The 22266-nt window shown below is 45.2% G+C and carries 18 protein-coding genes; 12 read left to right on the top strand and 6 right to left on the bottom strand.

Going from position 1 to position 22266, the window contains the following annotated elements; genetic code table 11:
- Positions 1-33: 33 nt before the first annotated feature.
- Positions 34-2088 (top strand): OmpA family protein, encoded by a 2055-nt coding sequence (locus tag ACLHR0_RS08580; protein WP_429043603.1) that lies wholly within the window; start codon positions 34-36, stop codon positions 2086-2088.
- A gap of 208 nt (positions 2089-2296) precedes the next feature.
- Here ACLHR0_RS08580 and ACLHR0_RS08585 read toward each other — a convergent pair whose 3' ends face one another.
- Positions 2297-2806, bottom strand: coding sequence for a hypothetical protein (locus ACLHR0_RS08585; RefSeq protein ID WP_429062111.1), 510 nt, complete (start codon positions 2804-2806; stop codon positions 2297-2299).
- Positions 2807-3257: 451 nt separating this feature from the next.
- Here ACLHR0_RS08585 and ACLHR0_RS08590 point away from each other — a divergent pair, with 451 nt between their 5' ends.
- On the top strand, positions 3258-4673 hold the full coding sequence (locus tag ACLHR0_RS08590) for an MATE family efflux transporter (RefSeq protein ID WP_436485920.1): 1416 nt from the start codon (positions 3258-3260) through the stop codon (positions 4671-4673).
- Between the two features lie 78 nt (positions 4674-4751).
- Positions 4752-5675 carry a PfkB family carbohydrate kinase gene (locus ACLHR0_RS08595; protein ID WP_370909096.1) on the top strand — a complete coding sequence of 308 codons (924 nt, stop codon included), beginning with the start codon at positions 4752-4754 and terminating at the stop codon, positions 5673-5675.
- Between the two features lie 241 nt (positions 5676-5916).
- On the opposite strand, the gene ACLHR0_RS08600 is transcribed toward ACLHR0_RS08595, so the two are convergent.
- Positions 5917-6708 carry a S1/P1 nuclease gene (locus ACLHR0_RS08600; RefSeq protein ID WP_436485922.1) on the bottom strand — a complete coding sequence of 264 codons (792 nt, stop codon included), beginning with the start codon at positions 6706-6708 and terminating at the stop codon, positions 5917-5919.
- A gap of 104 nt (positions 6709-6812) precedes the next feature.
- Here ACLHR0_RS08600 and uvrB point away from each other — a divergent pair, with 104 nt between their 5' ends.
- The 4 genes from uvrB to ACLHR0_RS08620 all read left to right on the top strand — a co-directional run bounded on the left by uvrB (position 6813) and on the right by ACLHR0_RS08620 (position 12857).
- Positions 6813-8867 carry an excinuclease ABC subunit UvrB gene (gene uvrB, locus ACLHR0_RS08605; protein ID WP_429043613.1) on the top strand — a complete coding sequence of 685 codons (2055 nt, stop codon included), beginning with the start codon at positions 6813-6815 and terminating at the stop codon, positions 8865-8867.
- A gap of 409 nt (positions 8868-9276) precedes the next feature.
- Positions 9277-10668 (top strand): ammonium transporter, encoded by a 1392-nt coding sequence (locus ACLHR0_RS08610; protein WP_429043616.1) that lies wholly within the window; start codon positions 9277-9279, stop codon positions 10666-10668.
- Between the two features lie 289 nt (positions 10669-10957).
- Positions 10958-12043 carry a porin gene (locus tag ACLHR0_RS08615; protein ID WP_436485925.1) on the top strand — a complete coding sequence of 362 codons (1086 nt, stop codon included), beginning with the start codon at positions 10958-10960 and terminating at the stop codon, positions 12041-12043.
- Between the two features lie 154 nt (positions 12044-12197).
- Positions 12198-12857, top strand: coding sequence for a DUF2461 domain-containing protein (locus ACLHR0_RS08620; RefSeq protein WP_436485927.1), 660 nt, complete (start codon positions 12198-12200; stop codon positions 12855-12857).
- A 223-nt stretch (positions 12858-13080) separates the two neighbouring features.
- Here the strand turns inward: ACLHR0_RS08620 and ACLHR0_RS08625 are convergent, their stop codons facing one another.
- Together ACLHR0_RS08625 and ACLHR0_RS08630 are read right to left on the bottom strand one after the other, a co-directional pair.
- Positions 13081-13332 (bottom strand): hypothetical protein, encoded by a 252-nt coding sequence (locus ACLHR0_RS08625; RefSeq protein ID WP_079471700.1) that lies wholly within the window; start codon positions 13330-13332, stop codon positions 13081-13083.
- Between the two features lie 315 nt (positions 13333-13647).
- Positions 13648-14637: an aspartate-semialdehyde dehydrogenase gene (locus ACLHR0_RS08630; protein WP_370909102.1), complete on the bottom strand. Its 990-nt coding sequence runs from the start codon at positions 14635-14637 to the stop codon at positions 13648-13650.
- 148 nt (positions 14638-14785) lie between these two features.
- On the opposite strand from ACLHR0_RS08630, the gene ACLHR0_RS08635 reads away from it, so the two are divergent.
- From ACLHR0_RS08635 to ACLHR0_RS08645, 3 genes are all read left to right on the top strand, one after another.
- Positions 14786-16495 carry a lamin tail domain-containing protein gene (locus tag ACLHR0_RS08635; protein WP_436485930.1) on the top strand — a complete coding sequence of 570 codons (1710 nt, stop codon included), beginning with the start codon at positions 14786-14788 and terminating at the stop codon, positions 16493-16495.
- 93 nt (positions 16496-16588) lie between these two features.
- A complete protein-coding gene (locus ACLHR0_RS08640; RefSeq protein ID WP_370909104.1) occupies positions 16589-17263 on the top strand; it encodes a DUF5606 family protein in 675 nt (224 codons plus the stop codon).
- Positions 17264-17470: 207 nt separating this feature from the next.
- The gene (locus ACLHR0_RS08645; RefSeq protein WP_436485932.1) at positions 17471-19192 is read left to right on the top strand and encodes a M3 family oligoendopeptidase; all 1722 of its coding nucleotides are present in this window, start codon (positions 17471-17473) and stop codon (positions 19190-19192) included.
- Positions 19193-19244: 52 nt separating this feature from the next.
- On the opposite strand, the gene ACLHR0_RS08650 is transcribed toward ACLHR0_RS08645, so the two are convergent.
- On the bottom strand, positions 19245-19679 hold the full coding sequence (locus ACLHR0_RS08650) for a Fur family transcriptional regulator (protein WP_079471705.1): 435 nt from the start codon (positions 19677-19679) through the stop codon (positions 19245-19247).
- 14 nt (positions 19680-19693) lie between these two features.
- Positions 19694-20320 (bottom strand): SCO family protein, encoded by a 627-nt coding sequence (locus ACLHR0_RS08655; protein WP_429043631.1) that lies wholly within the window; start codon positions 20318-20320, stop codon positions 19694-19696.
- A 202-nt stretch (positions 20321-20522) separates the two neighbouring features.
- Here ACLHR0_RS08655 and ACLHR0_RS08660 point away from each other — a divergent pair, with 202 nt between their 5' ends.
- Both ACLHR0_RS08660 and ACLHR0_RS08665 read left to right on the top strand, forming a co-directional pair.
- Positions 20523-20981: a MerC domain-containing protein gene (locus ACLHR0_RS08660; RefSeq protein ID WP_436485934.1), complete on the top strand. Its 459-nt coding sequence runs from the start codon at positions 20523-20525 to the stop codon at positions 20979-20981.
- 97 nt (positions 20982-21078) lie between these two features.
- Positions 21079-22263 carry a GTP-binding protein gene (locus tag ACLHR0_RS08665; protein ID WP_436485936.1) on the top strand — a complete coding sequence of 395 codons (1185 nt, stop codon included), beginning with the start codon at positions 21079-21081 and terminating at the stop codon, positions 22261-22263.
- The last annotated feature ends 3 nt before the right edge of the window (positions 22264-22266 follow it).

Below are 22266 nucleotides of genomic sequence, written 5' to 3' on the forward strand. Positions count from 1 at the left end.
AAAACTTATACAGAAAAAAGAAATGGAACCCTCATGAAAAAAATTACTCTCTGTTGGCTGGTGATTTTTGCAGGAATAATTAGCTCTATACAAGCGCAATATGTTTATGATTTTAAACATACTGCGGATGTTTTTTATAGCTCACGGGATTATTATTCCGCTGCACAGTACTACAATAAGGCACTGGGCACTTTCAAAATCAAGCCAGAGCAGGTATTGCCCTATACAGTTGCAGGCGCTCCTCCCAGTGGTAAACTAAAAGATTATCAACAGGTAGTAGCCCGGTTGGCCGAATCCTACCGGCTCTTCTACGACTATGGAAATGCTGAAACCTGGTATGCACAGCTGGTTGGGTTTAATAACCCGGCATATCCCCAGGCACGATATTGGTATGCCATCTGCCTCCGGTACAATGGAAAGTACCAGGAAGCACTGGATGAATTTAAAAAATTCAAACAAAGCTACACCGTCGCCGATGAACTGTCTGTAAGAACCCCGCTTGAAATTGCCTGCTGCGAATTCGCACTTTCCGAATCCAATAAGGAACCGAGATTTACGATCGTGAAAACTGCCGGCAATGTTAATGAAGGCGGAGCAAACTACGCGCCGGTGATCCTGGATCCCGGCACTTTAATGTTTACCTCTTCCCGTGCTGAGAATCCACCGTTGCCAACCACTGTTAAGCAACCCACAACAAAAAAACAAGCAAAAAAAGGAACCCCATATGTAAATGACCTTTACACAGCCACCGGAAGCGGCAATACTTTCGACAACAGCCAGAAGGTAAAAATCCCTGCCGCCAAAGGATTCGATCAGGGAGTATCTGCCATTACCCCCGATGGTAATTCACTTTATATCACCCGCTGGTCTGTGAAAGATGGCGTGAAACAATCCGCTATCTATTTTAGCAGTCGCCAGAACGGGGTATGGTCGGAACCGAAAATATTAGGCGAGAACGTAAATGTTGCAGGGTATAATTCTATGCAGCCCTATATCACGGCCGATGGAAAATACCTGCTGTTTGCGTCCAACAGGCCCGGAGGTATGGGTAAAAATGATTTGTGGTATTGCATCATGACCAACGGCACACCCGGTGGAGCGCGCAACATGGGCACTGCCATCAATACGAAAGATGAAGAACAGGCGCCATTTTACGATGCAGAGAAAAACCTGCTCGTGTTTAGCAGCGATGGCCGCGTAGGTTTGGGAGGGCTCGATTTCTTCCAGAGCGAGGGCGATTTCGGCACCTGGTCTGCTCCCGTTAATATGGGAAAACCATTGAACTCTCCTAAGGATGATATCTATTATACGGCATTGGATAATACACATCCCTTTGCAGCCGGCTTCATCAGCTCCGACAGGGAATCTATCTGCTGCCTGGAAGTATTCAGTATTAACCGCATCCGTAAAATAGCAAGCGGTTTGATCATCGACTGCGATACTCATCTTCCACTGGAAGGGGCTACTGTTACCCTGCTTGATACTGTGAGGAAGAAAACAATCCGCAAAGTTACCCTGGACGCCACCGGAAGGTATACTTTTGAAGTAGACCCACAGCGCTTTTACAAGGTAATTGCTGAAAAAGATAACTACTTCACCAAAGCACTCTATTTTAATACAGATTCTTTAGTGCGGATAGATTCAATGGATAATCCCACACTTTGCCTCAAGCATTACGAAATAGAAAAACCAATTGTTCTTAATAATATCTACTACGATTTCGGAAAGGCAACCCTCCGTGAAGAATCTAAAGTAGTATTGGATACCGTGGTTGATATGCTGAACGATAATCCGAAGTTAACTATCGAGATGAGCGCACATACCGATAGCGTAGGCTCCGTGAAATTCAATGAGAAACTGTCGCAGGCAAGGGCCCAATCCTGTGTGGATTACCTGATCAGTAAAGGTATTTCCGCGGAAAGGCTCATTGCTAAAGGCTACGGTAAATCCAGGCCAATTGCACCAAACTCCCTGCCTAACCACAAAGACAACCCTGAAGGACGTCAGCTTAACCGCAGAACTGAATTCAAGGTGTTAAAAAGACAAGTTCAGGTAAAGGTGGAAGATGGTAACAGTAGTAGTCAATAAAGTTTTCCCTTAAACCGGCTGTTGGTAGCCGGATCCTTCCATATCCTGTAATAACCATTTAGAAAGCCGGCCCCGTGGTCGGCTTTTTGTTTGATGATGTTGCAGTATTTTATTATTAGGATTCCTTATTAAATATATTGCAGGAGAAAGCATGTTCATTTTGTGAACATGCTCTCAATAGTTTTAATGTAAATTTTTAACTTCCTGATTAGTTGCTTTTGCCAAAGAGACCAATAGCAATGGTATCAGCAGCTTTCATCACTTTCAGATGAGAACTCAGTTCTATCGCATTGTTATACTTGAATGCAGTATCTTTCTGAATACCGCCTGGTTTTGAAACCTTGATAGATTTCACTTTCGTTAAAAGATCTATTTTCAGTGCAGCACCAGTTCCTTTAAACGTTCCTTTCAGCAGGGTATCTGTTTTAGGAGCCGCAGCAGTACCGGCTATCAGGTAAACGCCGTGATCCGCATCCTTAACGTTTTTGGTGAGATTCAGTACAACATTCACACTGCTATCTGTGTTCTCGGTGATGGTAATATCACCTACCTTTTTATCTCTGTCTGCGCCGGCTCCTTTCAGATCAAACGTCTTGGAACGTGGTGTTGGCGGAGGGGGCGTTGGATTATCATCATCTTTACAGGAACTTACAGTAATACCCAATACAGTAGCGATCACTACTCCCGTCAGGAGTGTGTTTTTGTTGAACATAAGCATGATTTCAGTTTTTATGAAGGTTTTACGATTGTGGTTTTGTAATTGTAATGTTTGTGATTTGTGATCTTGTTTTAATATAGGTTTTCAGCGCTTACTAGGAATGTTAAACGGAGGTGGAAATAAAAAGTTACAGCTATAGGTAAAGTATTTTTTAAATATTTTTTTTCGCCTGCCTGTAACCTTTACCTATTGTGGATCGTAGCGATCGCATTTTCTCTTTGAAAGAAAATACCTGTTATAACTGATGTTGATCCGCCTATTTGAAAAGATGGTTTTTGATGATTGAAAAATTAAATTACATTTGCGAAGCATCATAAGATGCCAGAACTGATAGCATATGAAAATTTAATCAGACCACGGTACTTCCGTTTGTCGCCCTCCCACTTTTCCTGTTTTAGTTTGCAGTGCCAATGGTGCACTGTTCCTCATTGTTATTTTTCAAAAGTAAGTTATGCCTCTTTTAACGAACGCACCGCAGCGTATACGTCGTTTTTTTCAGTTATTTAAGATAGCCGTTACCGGTAGTGAAAAGGAATTCACCACTGGAAGTATAGACCGTGCAATATTTCTGCTCTCTATTCCGATGATCCTTGAAATGGCCATGGAGTCATTGTTTGCGGTAGTCGATATTTATTTCGTAAGTCATTTGGGTGTGAATGCTATTACCACGGTAGGACTTACGGAATCTGTGCTCACGCTGGTATATACCGGCGCTATGGGATTGAGTATGGCGGCAACCGCCATGATTGCCCGCAGAACCGGTGAGAAGGATCCTGATGCCGCAGCGCATGCAGCCATGCAATCCTTATACCCGGGATTGCTCGTGTCTGTACTCATCAGTATAGCAGGAATATTTTTTGCGAAAGATATATTGCTGGTAATGGGGGCTGCCAAAGAAGTGGCTGACTACGGCTACGAATATACGCAGATAATACTTGGTGGTAATATCGTCATCATTTTATTATTCCTGATCAATGGTATCTTTCGAGGTGCGGGTGATGCGGCGCTGGCGATGCGCTCTTTATGGATTGCGAATGGCCTGAATATTATATTATGCCCGCTGTTAATTTCGGGATGGGGGCCGGTTCCTGCATTGGGCCTGAAAGGTGCAGCTATAGCCACTTTTATTGGAAGGGGCACAGGCGTGATGTACCAGTTATATCACCTGGTAAAAGGAAAAGACCTGATCCGCATTACAAAAAAACACCTGGCTCCGGCATTTCCGTTGATTGGCGCCATTCTTAAAATTGCCGCCGGCGCTACTGCGCAAATGCTGATTGCTTCTGCAAGCTGGATTTTCCTGGTGCGGATTATTTCATATTTTGGAAAAGATGCGGTAGCTGGATATACGATCGCTATCAGGGTGGTGATCTTTACCATATTGCCAGCCTGGGGAATGGCGAATGCCGCTGCTGCATTGGTAGGGCAAAACCTGGGGGCGCAGCAGCCGGAGCGTGCCGAAAAATCGGCCTGGAGGGCTGCCTTCTTCAATATGATCTTCCTGGGTGTGGTGGCAGTAGTATTTATGGCATGGGCGCCTGCCATCATTGGTTTCTTTACCACCGATCCGGTGGTAATCAACTATGGCGTGCAGTGTATCCGGTTAATGAGTGCCGGTTATGTCTTCTTTGCCTATGGTATGGTGCTTACCCAATCTTTCAATGGCGCCGGTGATACGCGCACGCCTATGTTGATCAATATGTTTATTATGTGGTTATTCCAGATGCCGTTGGCCTATACACTGGCTATATGGCTTAAAATGGGGCCTGTTGGGGTTTTCTGGGCTATGGCCATATCGGAGTCCACTTCCGCTTTGGTGGCTATATGGCTGTTTCGCCGGGGCACCTGGAAGCAGGTGAAGATTTAGCTTCCTGCTTTCTGTATAAGTAGTTACCTTTGCGAGGTTTGCATTAAATTTTTACATAATAAAAATAACTCAATAAGCATGTCACTCACAGTCGTAGGCACTATGGCGTTCGATGAAATCGAAACCCCCTTTGGAAAGTCAGGTAAAATCATTGGTGGGTCTGCCACCTACATCGCATGGGCAGCGTCTAATTTCGTGCAGCCTATTAACCAGGTGTCTGTAATAGGCGAAGACTTTCCCGCTTCAGAGCTGGATGCGTTGACTGCTAAAGGCGTAGCTTTGGATGGCGTGCAGGTGAAGAAGGGTGAAAAGTCGTTCTATTGGTCCGGCAAGTACCATATGGATATGAATACCCGCGATTCACTGGCAACAGAACTGAATGTACTGGCCGATTTCCAGCCTGTTATTCCGGAAAGCTACCAGGGAAGTGAGTTCCTCATTCTTGGTAACCTGACCCCACAGGTGCAGATGAGTGTACTGGATCAGTTGAAGGAACGTCCCAAGCTGATAGTGATGGATACCATGAACTTCTGGATGGAAGTAGCACTGGACGATTTATTGAAAGTACTGAAAAGAGTGGATGTGCTGATGGTAAACGATGGAGAAGCCCGCCAGTTAAGTGGGGAATACTCGCTTGTAAAGGCTGCCCGTAAAATTATGTCTATGGGGCCCCGTTACCTGATCATCAAGAAAGGCGAACATGGCGCATTGTTGTTTTACGAAAATCATGTGTTCTTCGCTCCTGCGATGCCACTGGATGACGTATATGATCCAACCGGCGCCGGCGATACTTTCGCGGGAGGTTTCATTGGCCACCTCGCTAAAACAAAGGACATTTCCTTTGAAAACATGAAAACCGCTATCATCGTAGGTTCTGCTATGGCTTCTTTCTGCGTGGAAAAGTTCGGAACAGAACGCATCCGCGAAATTACCCATGAAGATATTGCGGCCCGCCTGGAGCAGTTTGTTCAGCTGGTGAACTTCGATATCGACCTGGTGTAGCGGAGGATCGCCTTCGGCGATGGAAATTGTTTTGGCTCAGGATTACGCTGATTATACTGATTTTTTGGATTTGATCAGTTTTGATTTTATAAGATTAAGGGAGATATAAGCGGATATATTCGCTTGTATCTCCCTTAATCTTTTCTAAAATCTAAATAAATCCAAAAAATAAAAAATCAAGCCAATCAGTAAAATCAGTGTAATCCTGAGCCAAGACAATTTACAAGCGCCGAAGGCGCGCCTACTTGTAAATACTATTAAGAACGGCCGCCAACCGGAGGCCCCCCTTCAGCAGCTGTTGATTCAGGTCGGTTACAAAAACGTAATTGTAGCGGTAGCTGAGCTTGGCATCGGGTTGGGTATAAGCATATACCCTGTCGGAGAGCTGGTGTGAGTCAAACATCCAGTCGGCGATAGAACCCTGCTGCACGGCCTTAATTTCCGCTGCAGACGCAATGTCCAGCGCTTTGGTGTATTCTGTATAACTCAGCTGCTGGAAATCGATCAATTGTTCGTCCCATACCTTATGCAGGTTGGAAGGTTTATCAAACCACATAACCGCGATTTTGTTGCCGCCCATATCTTCATCACGGCCTACGTGGAGTGGCTGATGCATATCGCCCATCATATGAACCAGGAAGGTGAGTGCAAACCGTTGTTTGTCTTTCGGCAGGTTACGGTTTTTCAGATCCTTTATCATGGCCTGTGTTTCCGTGTACAGGTTTTCACCGCTGGCTGCGCTCAGGAGCTGATCAAATTTTGCCCGGTCAATATTGCCCGGAAAATCGAGGTAGTGCCACTTACTGGTATGATCGTACTGGTGTGTAGTGTCTGATTTGATAAAATCAGGCCAGTTGGCGATCATCGCCAGGCTTTCGCGGCCCAGGATATTCGTAATGGCTTTACGCGCCTGGGGGGTAAGATGAAGCCAGGCTATTTCGGCGGTAATACGGTGCCCGTTGGGGCCCCAGGCAAAGGTGGCAATGGGTAACAGGAAGGCCAGTATCAGCCCTATTAAAATTTTTTTTCTCATAAGTCCTTTCTTGATTGTGGCAGCAAATTAAAGCTTCTTTTTTAACACTTTCACTTCCATATTCTTTAGTATTTTTACAGATACTGCTCAAATACAATTTCAATATGTCTTTTAATATACATGCTCCATACGCTCCAGCTGGTGATCAGCCGGAAGCGATCAAACAATTAACAAAAGGAATCGAAGAAGGCGAACCGTTTCAGACGCTCCTCGGGGTAACGGGTTCGGGTAAAACTTTTACAGTCGCTAATGTTATCCAGCAGGTGCAGCGCCCTACCCTGGTGCTGACCCATAACAAAACGCTGGTGGCTCAACTTTACGGCGAACTCAGGCAGTTTTTCCCGGAGAATGCCGTAGAATATTATGTTTCCTATTACGATTATTACCAGCCAGAGGCGTATATGCCGGTAAGTGATACCTATATAGAAAAGGACCTGGCCATTAACGAGGAACTGGATAAGCTCCGGCTGAAGGCTACGTCCAACCTGCTTTCCGGCAGACGGGATATTATTGTGGTAGCCAGCGTTTCCTGTATTTATGGTATCGGTAATCCTACAGACTATGAAAATGGTATTATCCGCATTCAGAAAGGTCAAACGGTGAGTCGCAATACCTTGCTGCATAGCCTGGTAAACTCCCTGTACAGTCGTACTACCGGCGATTTTAACCGGGGTAACTTCCGCGTAAAGGGCGATACCCTTGATATTAACCTGCCTTATGTGGATTATGGTTACCGGATTACTTTTTTTGGAGATGAGATAGAAGAGATAGAAACCATTGATGTGCAAAACAGTAAGCGGATCACAGTGGTAGACAACGCGGCCATTTTTCCGGCGAACATGTACCTGGCTCCAAAGGATATGATGCAGCAGATCATATATGAAATACAGGATGAGCTAAAAGCACAGGTAGAATATTTTAAAGCTAACGGAAAGCTGATAGAAGCGCAGCGCCTGTCTGACCGGGTAAACTATGATGTGGAAATGATCCGTGAACTGGGTTATTGCAGTGGTATTGAAAACTATTCCAGGTTCCTCGACCGTCGTAAGCCCGGCGCCCGGCCTTTCTGCCTGCTGGATTATTTCCCGAAAGATTTCCTGCTGGTGGTGGATGAAAGCCATGTGACCATTCCGCAGATCGGGGCGATGTACGGGGGCGACAGATCCCGTAAACTGAACCTGGTGGAATTTGGCTTCCGGTTGCCTTCCGCACTGGATAACCGCCCGCTGAACTTTTATGAATTTGAGAATATGGTGAATCAGGCCATATTTGTGAGCGCTACCCCCGGTGATTATGAACTGAAGAAAACAGAAGGGGTAGTGGTAGAACAGGTGGTGCGGCCTACAGGCCTGCTGGAACCTCCTATTGAAGTGAGACCAAGTGTGAACCAGGTGGATGATCTGCTGGAAGAAATAGACAAGCGGGTGCAAAAAGGCGACCGCGTGCTGGTAACCACCCTGACAAAGCGCATGGCCGAAGAAATGGACAAATATCTTGGACGTATTAATATTAAGTCGCGTTATATCCATTCTGAGGTAGACACCCTGGAGCGAATTGAAATATTACGTGACCTGCGGTTAGGTAATATAGATGTATTGGTTGGGGTAAACCTGCTGAGGGAAGGATTGGATTTGCCGGAGGTATCATTGGTGGCTATCCTGGATGCCGATAAGGAAGGGTTTCTGCGCGATGAGCGCTCTCTTACACAAACGGCGGGTCGTGCGGCACGTAATGTGGACGGGCTGGTGATCTTCTATGCTGATAAGATCACGGAGAGCATGCAGCGGACGATTGACGAAACGGATCGCCGCCGTGAGAAGCAAGTGGCATTTAATATAGAACATAATATTACGCCCCGTACTGTCCGTAAAAGCAAAGAACAGATCATGGGACAAACTTCCGTGTTGGAAATCAAGCACTTCGATGAAAACTCACCGATGGCTATCCATGATGAAGTGCTGTTGGTAGCGGAAGATGCGATGGCTTATGCAAAATCCTCTGCAGCCAATGTAAAAACCATCCCACAGATGGAGAAGTCGATTGCCAAAGTGAAGAAAGATATGGAGAAGGCTGCCCGCGATCTTGATTTCATGGAAGCCGCCCGTTTGAGGGATCAGATGTTTGCAATGGAGCGCGAATTACTCGAAATGAAACAATAATCGGCTTCGCAAATTCAGAACATTATATGCAATTATTTGTAATATAAATTAGTTGTTCCAGCAATTAAAGTGATTAATTATTAATTTATATATTATTGTTTACCAGGTGTTTGCGCGGCTTGTTCCCTTATTACAGTAGCGCGTGCACCTGGCAAATTTGAAAATTGTTAACCTTTCCTTAATATTCTTCTAATATTACTGATATTCAATTATTTAGATTGATATTTTATCTTCCTGAAAGCCGCTATATCTTAAAAAATAATAATTAATATTATTATAAATTATAATATCATTGATTTAATCCTAATTATCGTACCTCTTATTCAAATATTTCTATTTTTAGACCCTTCTATTTGATGTTTTAAATTTCGGACCTACTTTTATTTAAGAAATTTAAAAATCAAACGCTATGAAGAAAATATCTTTTCAGGACTATCTCCCCTTCATTTTCCTTGCGCTCATCGCAATAGTTGGAATTTTTATGCCTGCCCTCCCAAGTTTTGCTGATGCCAGCAAATATAATTCCGCTGATATCGCCTGGATTCTTGTAGCATCGTCCCTGGTATTTTTGATGACTCCCGGTTTGTCCTTCTTTTATGGAGGCATGGTAAATAAGAAGAACGTGATTTCTACCATGATGCAAAGTTTCATTGCTACCGGCTTAATCAGCATCGTTTGGTTAGTAGTTGGATTTAGCCTGGCGTTTGGTAAATCTGTTAATGGCATTATTGGAGATCCCAGTACATTCTTTATGTTTCAGAATGTAGGATCAGGAGCTCCATGGAGCCTGGCGCCTACTATTCCGCTGTTACTGTTTGCGCTCTTCCAGATGAAGTTTGCAATCATCACTCCTGCACTGGTAGTTGGAGCAGTAGCGGGAAGGATCCGTTTCACTTCTTATGTATTGTTCATGGTGTTATTCAGTTTGCTGATATATGCACCAATTGCACACTGGACCTGGCATCCTGATGGTATTCTGTTTAAATTAGGAGTACTGGATTTTGCCGGTGGTACTGTGGTACATATTTCTGCAGGTTGCGCTGCCCTGGCAGGCGCCCTGGTACTGAAAAGAAGAAAGGATCATATCGAAAAGAAAGAATTACAACCTGCAAATATTCCCTTTGTATTACTGGGTACCGGTTTACTCTGGTTCGGCTGGTTCGGTTTCAACGCAGGTTCTGCTTTGAGCGCCAACGCCCTCGCAGCTTCCGCTTTTGCTACTACTAACACAGCTACTGCTGCTGCCGGTTTAGCGTGGGTATTCTTCGATGTAATCCGCGGACGCAAACCATCTGCCCTCGGCTTCTGCATCGGTGCGGTAGTTGGTCTGGTGGCTATCACTCCTGCTGCTGGTTTTGTTGCTATCCCGCAAAGTATATTCATCGGTTTCATTGCCTCTATCATTTCTAATATTGCGGTACACTGGAAATCCAAAACCAGCATTGATGATACACTCGATGTATTCCCTTGCCATGGTTTAGGTGGTATGGTAGGTATGCTGCTCACCGGTATCTTCGCTACCAAGGCTGTGAATTCAGCTGGTACTGATGGCTGGCTTTACGGCAACTTCGAACTGTTCAAAAACCAGGTATTGGGTCTGTTACTGGTAGTAGGTTACAGCTTCACTGTATCTTACGGTATCTTCAAACTCATCAACCTGATTCACCCGCTGCGCGTATCTGAAGAAGAAGAAGAACTGGGTCTGGATGTTACACAGCACAACGAAAACTATCATCCTTCTATGATCAGTATCTCCGACAACGGTTCACTGAAAGAAGAAGACGAACTGATTCACTCCTGAAAAACAATTCCTTTCAGAGGTATCAAAAATGAGTTACAGTTCTTTGAGTACGATCTTTATCAACTTTATTAAACGCATATACTTTACGTTGTAAGAACCTGGAATGGATAATTGGTAGTTAAACTTGCTGTAAATAAGTGAAACTCGCACCAATCATTGATTACTGATTATCCATTCCTTCTATTTTTCTGAATGTAGCATCAGAAGATACTGTAGCACGCACCCCCGAAACAATCCGTGAGAAAAGGCCGCATTAGTACTTACCATTTTATCAACCAAATTTATAAGTATGAAAAGAATGTTAACGACCTTATTTGCCATGGGCAGCACCCTCGTTGCCATGGCACAATCCACGACAGATAGTACATCTGCTCCCGCGTTTAAATTATCAGGATCTGCAGATGTGTATTATAAATACAATCTCAACGGAAATTATACTGATAATAAAACCAGCTTTACCAACTCCCACAACTCTTTCGAATTGGGAATGGTATCGCTGAAAGTAGAACACGGATTTAAAAATGGTAGCATCGTTGCCGACCTCGGCTTCGGCAAAAGAGCCGGAGAGTTTTCCTATAACGATGTTCCCGGCTCCGCTAATGGCCTGTCAATGGCTATTAAACAATTGTATGTATCTTACCAGGTAGCTGAGAAAGTAAAAATAAGTCTCGGTAGTTTCGCCACCCACATTGGTTACGAACTGGTAGATGCCTACGCCAACAGGAACTATAGCATGAGCTATATGTTCAGTTACGGCCCTTTCTTTAATACAGGCGTGAAGGCAGATATTGCCATCACCTCTTCTTTAAGCGCTATGGTAGGCGTATTTAATCCTACCGATCTGAAATCAGTTACCCTTAACAGCCACAAATATATTGGTGCTCAGCTGGGCTTTGCTCCGGCAGAAACACCCATCAAATTATACCTGAATTACCTGGAAGGAAAAGATACTTTCGGTATCCAGAATCATCAGGTAGACCTGGTAGCCACTTACCAAATCAACACCGTATTCGGTTTGGGATATAACGCTACCTACAGTACCTATACCGACACACGTGCACCTAAAAGCACCCGCGAAAACGCAAAATGGTGGGGCAATGCGCTGTACGTGAACCTCGATTTCACTGACAAGATCGGATTAACAGTTCGTGGAGAATATTTCAGTGATAAAGACGGGCTTAAAGTTTTTGGAGCCGTACCGGATGGAGGTAATGTAGTTGCCGGTACACTCACCTTTAACTATAAGGTAGGAAACCTTACTATTATGCCGGAGTTCAGGCTGGATAAAGCCTCCGCAGATATTTTCAGCAAGTCGGATGGTAAACCTGCTGATATCACATCCAATGTTTTATTAGCCGCCACCTACCACTTCTAAAAGTTGCATTCAAACAGGTGCAGGAGTTTGCCACGGGAAGAGATCGCCTTCCGGCATACATCCTGCATCTGTTTTTTTAAAACCCCTCCCAATGGCCCCTCAAAATTCAAAAAACCATAAATGATTTGTATTATCTTGCTGGCAAAAAGAAGTAATGTTGCAGCCGTCCACGTTAAAATTTCTTAAGTCACTCAGGCTGAATAATAATAAAGTCTGGTTCGATGAACACAAAACCGAGTACATGGCGGCCAAGGCCGATTTTGAAAGCATGGTACAGCAGCTGATAGATGGTTTGGCAAGACAGGATGCCACCATGCAGGGGCTCCAGGTGAAAGACTGTGTGTTTCGTATTTACAAAGATGTCAGATTTTCAAAAGACAAAACTCCCTATAAAACCAATCTCGGTGCTTCTTTCCAGGCAGGTGGCAAAAAATCGGCGTTTGCCGGTTATTATTTTCAGCTTGAACCAGGAGGCAATAGTTTTGCCGGCGGCGGTATCTGGATGCCGGCAGCCCCCGAACTGAAAAAGCTCCGCCAGGAAATCGACTATAATTTCCGGGAATTTGAACAAATCATCTCTAATAAAGAATTTATCAAACACTTTGGGAAGGTAGAGGGGGATGCCCTTAAAACAGCTCCGCAGGGATATCAGCCAGATAACCCGGCTATCGCGTATCTAAAACTGAAAAGCGTGATTGTGTCTCACCCGTTTACGGATGAGGCGTGTGTACAACCTGCTATGGTAAAGGAAATTCTGAAGACATTTGCACTGATGCAACCCTTATTGCAGTTCATTAACCGCGCCATGGACTAATTAATGTAAAGTAGTTTATTAGTTTATCAGATAGTTAACCTTTTAATAGTTGCCTGTTACTAACATGTAAACAGTGGCTGCAAACATCATTAAAAAGTACACCGCAGCCAATACCCAGTATCCAAACCAATAGATATGCAAATGGTTCTTTATTCTCTCCTGGTAATTTCATGATAGCGGACTACCTGATAAACTAATAAATACTTCTCCGGCTTACCCCGGCTTAATTCTTGTGAATCAGGAATTCGAACGGCCGCGCTTTGCGATTCTTTAAAAGATTTTCCTTGTCCGTGCGCGCGTGAGCAAAACGTTGATTGTAAACATTGGCCACTTCAATAATCGGTATAATTCCGTCAAGCGTATCCTGCTGATCAACGATGTTCATGATCCTGGATACTTGTGAAGAGAAATTAGTGCTCCACTCTTCGGTGAACTTGTGCATTAACAGAAGCTCTCGATTGGTGTTGGTTTTCATAGGACTTAAGGGTGTTTTCTGATTAGAAAATAACGAAAAATACCGGCATCTCTAAAATTGGACTTCTCTTCTTTTTCAAAGAGTTAAGTTGGCATAGGATTATTACTACCAAAATTGGATTTTATCCCGCACAAATCAATACTACTTCCGTGTAATTTTTAAGGTTTGTGTGTTATGCTTTTGTAACACGCGCAAAAAAGAGCAAGCGGTAAAATGCTTGCTCTTAACGAGTTATAAATATATTTTCGTATAGTCATATACGGGAGGTGCTATTAAGAGTGGTATACTCCTAAATTACATAGCACAACAGTATGATTACAGCCAGTTTTTACCGGTAAGGTATTCTGCTATCTGCACGGCATTGGTAGCTGCCCCCTTGCGAAGGTTGTCTGCTACTATCCACATATTCACTGTTTTAGGCTGTGTTTCATCCCTGCGGATACGGCCCACAAACACTTCGTCCTTATCGTGTGCATCCTTTGGCATTGGGTATAAAGCCTTCGACGGATCGTCTACAACGATTACTCCAGGTGTTTTTTCAAGCAATGCCCTCAGTTCCGCCACATCGTATTCATTTTCAAACTCTATGTTCACCGCTTCACTATGACCACCCATTACCGGAATACGTACAGTCGTAGCCGTTACCAGGATGCTGTCGTCCCTCATAATTTTCTTGGTTTCATTTACCATCTTCATCTCTTCTTTCGTATAGCCGTTATCGAGAAACACGTCTATCTGCGGAATAACATTCAGATCTATCGGGTAAGCATACGCCATTTCACCGGTAATACCTTGTCTTTCATTCATTAACTGCGTCACTGCCTTTACACCGGTGCCGGTTACCGACTGGTAGGTAGATACCACTACCCTTTTGATTTTATATTTTTCGTGCAGGGGTTTCAGTACCAGCACCATCTGAATCGTAGAACAGTTAGGATTGGCAATAATTTTATCTTCCTGCGTAATAGCATCGCCATTTACTTCCGGGACTACCAGTTTCTTCGTAGGGTCCATTCTCCACGCGCTGGAATTATCAATTACGGTAATACCTGCCGCTGCAAATTTAGGCGCCCACTCCAGGGAGGTACTGCCACCGGCAGAAAAGATAGCCACATTTGGTTGCATTGAAATCGCCGTATCCGCACTCACCACCTTCCAGGTCTTGCCCTTAAATGTTACTTCCTTACCAACGGACTTCTCAGAAGCCACGGGAATCAATTCAGTAACGGGAAAATTCCTTTCCGTTAACACCTGTAACATTTTTGAGCCTACCAGTCCGGTCGCTCCAACTACGGCAACTTTCATTTTGTTTTACATTTTTAATTTTGGAAGCCCAAAATTAACATATAGCCCCCGCTTTTCATAACATTAAGATTTTTTTTTACCATTTACATGGCATTAACACCAGATGATCAACAGAATGCTAAGTTTGAAAGCTATAAAATAATTGTTCATGCGGTTACCCATTGTTTGTTCCTGCCTGCTGCTGCAGGCCCTCACCGGTTTTACCCAGGCGCCGGCTATTTATGACGTGATTATCCACGAGGTGATGCCCAAGCCCACTCCTGTAGCAGGTTTGCCACCGTATGAATACATAGAACTGCGGAATATCAGCACTGCACCTGTGCAACTTAGCAATTGGCGTTTAGCAGTAAATAAGCGGGAAGTGCTGCTGCCAGTGTATTTGCTGCAACCCGACAGTTTGCTGGTGCTGTGCGCTCAGGCAGCAGTGAGCAGTTATAACATTCCCAATATCAGGGGAATAGACCGTTTTCCGGCAGTGGCAGACGACAGCGCGCTGATTATTTTATATGACGCATTCAAAAGGGTGATACATGCGGTAGATTATCATCAAGGATGGTACGCAGGCGGAAAGGCCGGCAAGGGCGGAATCAGCCTGGAAATGATCAATACGGCATTTCCATGCAGCGGAAAAGTAAACTGGATGGCCAGTACTGCCCCTGCCGGTGGCACGCCCGGTTCCGTAAATGCTGTGGCCGCGAACACCCCGGATCTTTCCAAACCAGACCTGCTGTTTGCTGCCATTGCAGATAGCATGCGGGTGTTGTTACAGTTCAGTAAAACGCTGGATAGCGTGCTGGCAGCAGATCCTGCGCGTTATCAGATTACCGGTGGAATACACATAACGGCCTGCCGGGTACAGCCTCCGCTGTTTAACAGTGTGGAACTGCAACTGGATGCAGCTATCCGCCCGGAGGAGGTATATACTATTAATACCAGCGGACTGGCAGATTGCAATGGGGCTACCAGCAGTATCTACAACAGTGCAACACTTGGTATATCACAACCACCGGCTGGCAACGACGTATTAATTAATGAAGTATTGTTTTACCCGCCCACCGGTATTCCTGAATTTATTGAACTATATAACGCCAGCCGCAAAGTGGTGAACTTAAATGAGCTACGCCTTTGCGCACGCACCGCCGGTGGCGGATTAGGTACTTTTAAAAAGATAACCACCAGTGGCCGTCTGCTGATGCCCGGGCAACTGCTGGCATTTACCACCAACAAGGATTTGCTTTGCAGTTATTATAACTGCCGGTCGCCGGAAAATATCCAGGAAGTAAGCGGCCTGCCCTCCATGCCGCTCGACGGTGGGGATGTTGTGCTGCTGCGGGCCGATAGTACAGTGATTGATGAATTGCCATATACCAGCGGGCAACACTTCCCGCTGGCCAGTGAGTTGCAGGGTATTTCGCTGGAGCGGCTGGCGTACCAGTTTCCCGCTTCCGATGCCGCCAACTGGCACTCTGCCGCTGCTTCAGCAGGATACGCAACCCCGGGATGGCCCAATTCCCAGCGCCGGGGCAATGCAGGCGATTCGTTGAATATTGTATTATTGCCGGAAGTGTTTTCACCTGATCATGACGGAACAGCGGATGTAACACAGCTTTCCTGGCAACTGCCCGGCCCGGGCTTCATGGGCAATGTTACCGTGTATGATTTGCAGGGCAAACCGGTGAGATACCTGGCCCGCAATATTTTGATGGGAAATACCGGATATTTGCCGTGGGATGGAATTGGTGAAAATGCAGTAGTTTTACCGTCAGGGATTTATATATTTTTTATAGAGATATTTAATCTTCAGGGCTACGTAAAACGCTGTAAACGCACGGTGGTCATGGCACGAAAGTTGAATTGACGCACGCCCCCGTTGCCCGCTTTTTGCAAGCTAAAAATAGCCGCGGGCAATCTATTATAATTATTTATATTTGCGCTTCCTAAAAATTTGAACATGCAGTACAGAGAAATTGTTGCAGTAACCGGATTGGGCGGTTTGTTTCAGTTAGTAGCCAGTAAACAAGATGGCGCCATCGTAAGGTCACTGGAAGATAAAAGTACAAGGTTTGTATCTTCCCGCGTGCATAATTTTACTCCACTGGAAAGTATTGAAGTATTCACTACCGGCGAAAACGTAAACCTGGCTGAGGTATTCAAAGCCATGGAGGAAAAGGCAGCGGCGCACCCGCCTGTAGCCGGTAAAGCAGACAACAATGCTATCAAAGCTTATTTCAAAAGCGTATTCCCTGAATTCGATGAAGACAGAGTGTATGTGAGTGATATGAAGAAGATGGTAAAATGGTTTGGTATCCTCAAAGCAAACGATCTGTTGAAATTTGATGAGATCCTCGCCGAAGGTGAAGGAGAAGTGGAAGAAGTGGCAGTAGAAGAAACCGCTGCCCCGGAGAAAAAGAAGAAAGCAGCTCCTGAAGCTTCTGAAGAAGCAGCTACAGAAGAAAAGCCTAAGAAGCCACGCGCTAAAAAGGCCGCTGAAAAAGAAGAAGGCGAAACAGGCGCTGAAGAAAAAGCACCTAAGAAAGCCAAAGCTAAGAAAGATGACGCACCGGCTGCAGAAGGTGAAGAGCCTAAAAAAGCTGCTAAGCCACGCAAGAAGAAAACAGAAGAATAGTAAGGATCCGGGCGGTTTGATGATCAAAACAATCATCTGCCGGCAAAATATTTCAGGCTTCTATTTACAGAGATCATTTTCTGTAAATAGAAGCCTGAATCGTTTTCGCCCTCCGATATTTAACGATTCTTTTAGCCGGAAACACCGGGCATTAGCGTAAAATTGCCTAAATTTCTACATCCGAAAAATTTATAAATAACAGATAGCATGGATAAACTAAGTGCAGATATAAAGAAACTACCGCGTACATTTCTCCCGGAAGATTTTAAAGTAACCACCTGGGATACCCTGCAGCCTTACTTTGAAGCGCTGAAGGAAAGAAAAATCAACAGCGCGCAAGACCTGGAAAAATGGCTGAAAGACATGAGTGAACTGGAAGCAGTGATCAGTGAAGACGCTTGCTGGCGCCAGATCCGCATGACCTGCGATATCACCGATAAATCGCTCGAAGAAGCCTTTGCCTACTTCTGTATGGAAATTCAGCCCAAACTGCAACCCTATGCAGATGCGCTCAATAAAAAACTGCTGGAAAGTCCGTTTGTAAAGGAATTAGACCCCGACCTGTATAAAACCTATCTCCGCAATGTAGAGAAACAGGTGAAACTGTTCCGGGAGGAAAACATTCCTATCCAGGCAGAACTGAGCGTAATGGCGCAACAGTACGGCGTTATTGCAGGTAAAATGACCATCAAAGTAAAAGACCAGGAATATACCCTGCAACAGGCTGCTAAATTCCTGGAAAACAGCGACCGCTCCCTGCGGGAAGAAGTGTTCACCAAAACCGGCGCCCGCCGGCTGGAAGACAGGAAAGCACTGGATGACCTGTACACCGGATTGATTTTAAAACGCGACCAGGTAGCAAAGAATGCCGGCTTCGCAAATTACCGTGATTATAAATTCGAAGAACTCGGTCGCTTCGACTATACAAAAGAAGATGCCTTCCAGTTTCATGAAGCCATTAAAGCGCACATTGTTCCGCTGGTACAACAGATCCTGGAAAAGCAAAAAGCCAAACTGCAGCTGGACACCCTGCGCCCGTGGGACACAGAAGCAGAACCAGTGGGCGTGAAGCCACTGGAGCCATTCCATACAGGTGAAGAGCTGGTGAATAAAGCCATTGCTACTTTTGATGAACTGGGCCCCTTCTTTGGCAATTGTCTCCGGGTAATGAAACAAATGGGACGCTTCGACCTGGAAAGCCGCAACGGTAAAGCGCCGGGAGGCTATAACTGCCCGCTGGCAGAAACAGGCGTGCCTTTCATTTTTATGAATGCCGCCGGCCAAATGAAAGACCTCACCACCATGGTTCACGAAGGTGGGCATGCGGTACACTCTTTCCTCAGTCATCACCTCGCACTCAGCGCCTTCAAGGAATACCCAATGGAGATTGCGGAAGTAGCGAGCATGAGCATGGAATTATTTACCATGGACTACTGGAACATTTTCTTTGATGATGAAACACAGCTCCGCCGTGCACGCTTGCAGCAATTGGAAAGAGCCATCACCATTTTTCCGTGGATTGCCACCATCGATAAGTTCCAGCACTGGATCTACGAACATCCGCAGCACACTACAGAAGAACGAACCGCCAAATGGCTCGAAATACTGAATGAGTTCTCCCCTGCTGTGGTTGACTGGAGTGGTCATGAAGATTACCGCGCCATCACCTGGCAAAAGCAACTCCACCTGTTTGAAGTACCTTTCTATTATATTGAATACGGTATTGCACAGCTAGGCGCTATTGCCATGTGGAAGCAATTCAAGGAAAACAAAACCCAGGCGCTGAATAATTACGTACAGGCGTTAAGTTTAGGTAATACCAAAACGTTGCCTGAGTTGTATAAAGCCGCAGGAATTAAATTTGATTTTTCTCCGGCCTATGTGAAGGAGCTGGCCGATTTTGTGAAAGCGGAGATAGAAAAGATATAGTAAGGATGCCTTTGTTAACGTTCCGCGTAGCGGCATTAACAAAGGCATTTTTTTATTTACAGGATTTACAAACCCCACTCACCACTACTTCCACATTATGCGCTGCATAACCTTTGGGAAGCTGTATCTGCGGCACATCAGTTTCGTCTAAACAAATGGTATTGCCGCATTCTTCGCACTTGAAATGAATATGATGATCGTGATGATGGTGCTCTGAACACTCCGACTTACATAAAGCGTAGCGTACAGATGTATCTGTAGTGGGTATTTTATGAATGATTCCTTTGTCGAGGAATGTTTGTAAAGTACGGTATACGGTTACACGGTCGAACGACTGACCGGCCAGCTTTTCAAAATCGCTATGTTCCAGCGCACCGTTGCTTTTCATGAACAGTTCCAGGATCCTTGTCCGGGTTTCTGTTACACTCAGCTTGCTTTCGCGCAGTATACTGCCAATTCGTTCTGTTATTTGTTGTTTGGTGCCCATGATGAAAAAAAACTTTATTCTTCCATTAAACGGTCTATGTCTTCAATCAATTTATCTACATCCTGTTTTTTTGTGCCTTCATACAAACCGCGGATTTGTCCTGTTTTATCGACCAACGCGAACCATTGGGTATGTACAAAATCTTCTTCCCCGGTATATACGCCATCGTCTACCAGGTAGCCCTGCCTGGCCAACCGGTAAAGCTGTTTCTTATCGCCGGTGAGGAACCACCAGTTTTTGGAATCAGCGCCATGTTTGGCGGCATATGCCTTTAGTACCGGTACGCTGTCGTGTTCGGGATCTACCGTATGCGAAAGGATCAGGAAGTTGGGATTGTCTTTATACTTCGCATATACCCTATCCATGTTGGCATTCATCTTCGGACAAATACCGGTGCAGGTGGTAAAAAAGAACTCAGATACATAGATCTTGCCTTCAACATCTGCTTTTGCTTTTGTGCGGCCATCCTGGTCGGTAAAGGAAAAGCCGGGGATGGTATGTCCCGGCGCGCCCAGGTGAGGCAATTTATCTTTTCCAAAGAAGGTCCCTGTTTCTCCCTTAATAATATAACCCGCATAGGTCAGGAAGCCTGCGCTCAACAACACAAAAAATGAAATCAGTATAATTGCTTTCTTCGACATAGGTATGATTCCTTGTTTTATTCGATATACAAAGGTAGCACATAGTTAACAGATGCCCATCAGTACCACCCATCTCTTATTTTTTTAACACGCCTGCAACATTTTATAGTTGAAAAAATAAATTATCTGAAGATAATAGATATTTTAATTTGCAACATCGTTGCAAATTTACGTAGTTTTGTCCGGATAGAAAAATGGGAACATGGAAGTGAATATTTTAAAGAAGATGAGTTTGGACACCATTGGAATAGGGGCTTCCCTGTTGTGCGCCGTGCACTGTGCCTTACTCCCCTTGCTGCTCACGGTATTACCATTGATAGGATCGCATGTACTGGAAAATGAAATGCTGGAGTATGGCTTGTTGTCTTTCTCCTTTGGCGTGGGTTGTTTATCGCTGGGGCGCGGGTATTTCAGACTTCACCGGCGCATAGCGCCGCTGCTGATCTTCACCGCGGGATTTGCCTTGTTAGTGGGAGGGCACTTCGGGGTGGCCGGCGGGTTCTGGACACCCGCTATCATCTTTGCCGGCGCGGCGGGAGTAACGACTGCGCATATATTAAACCTGAAGCGTTGTAAGCAATGCGCCAATGGGAAACACGGGGTTCATAATCACCTGGGGCCATCATCCGGTAAACAGCATTTGACAGCAGAGGGATTATAACAATTTGATTGTAAAACAGCAGGGTCGTATCACCCGGGACTTATAAACAGTGCCACAACTAAAATACATAGTCCTATAGCAATATAATTTATCACATATGGAAAAATTACCTGTTACGGTGCTGAGTGGTTTTCTCGGCGCGGGGAAAACTACGCTGCTTAATCACGTGCTGCACAACCGCGAAAATCTTCGTGTAGCCGTTATTGTTAACGACATGAGCGAAGTGAATATCGACGCGCAACTGGTGAAGAATGAAAATACGCTGCACAAAACGGAAGAACGCCTGGTGGAAATGAGCAACGGCTGCATTTGTTGCACTTTGAGGGAAGACCTGCTGAAGGAAGTAGCTGCACTGGCCGCCGAAAAACGGTTTGATTACCTGCTGATAGAATCTACCGGGATCTCCGAACCAATACCTGTGGCGCAAACTTTTTGCTACCAGGATGAAGCCAACAACATTGACCTTACTACGGTAAGCCAGCTGGATACAATGGTGACGGTAGTGGATGCGTATAATTTTATCAGTGACTATAGCAGCATGTCGTTACTGCAGGACAGAAGCTTAACGGATGATGCGGCCGACCGGCGCACTATTGTGAACCTGCTGACCGACCAGGTGGAGTTTGCCAATGTGATTGTGCTGAATAAATGCGACCTGGTAACAAAAGACCAACTGGGCAACCTAAAAGCCGTACTGCGTAAACTAAATGCCACTGCCCGCATCGTGGAATCAATCAAAGGCCAGGTGCCGTTGAATGAAATACTGCACACCGGTCTTTTTGACTTTGACACCACTTCCCAAAGTGCCGGTTGGCAGGCCGAACTGGAAAATGAGCATACCCCTGAAACGGAAGAATACGGCATCTCTTCTTTTGTATACCGCAGCCGCAAACCCTTTCACCCCGAACGCTTGTGGCAGTATATCAATGAACGCTGGCCTGGTAATATTATCCGCAGTAAAGGATTGTTTTGGCTGGCTTCGCGGCCGGATATAGCGGTGAACTGGAGCCAGGCCGGCGGATCACTGCGCGCAGAAAAGGCGGGCTACTGGTGGTGTGCCATTCCCCGGGCGCAATGGCAAATGGATCCCGAAACCTATGAACTCATCACCAACCGCTGGGATACCCGCTTTGCAGACAGGTATAATGAACTGGTAATCATAGGCCAGGAGCTGGATACGCATGATATCATCATTGATCTCGACAGCTGCCTGTGCACAGAATCCGAGATTACAAACTTCCGGGATGGTCATCTTTTTAAAGATCCTTTTCCTGGTATTTAGGCT

The sequence above is a fragment of the Chitinophaga sp. ARDCPP14 genome (assembly GCF_051362515.1).
Classification (GTDB): domain Bacteria; phylum Bacteroidota; class Bacteroidia; order Chitinophagales; family Chitinophagaceae; genus Chitinophaga.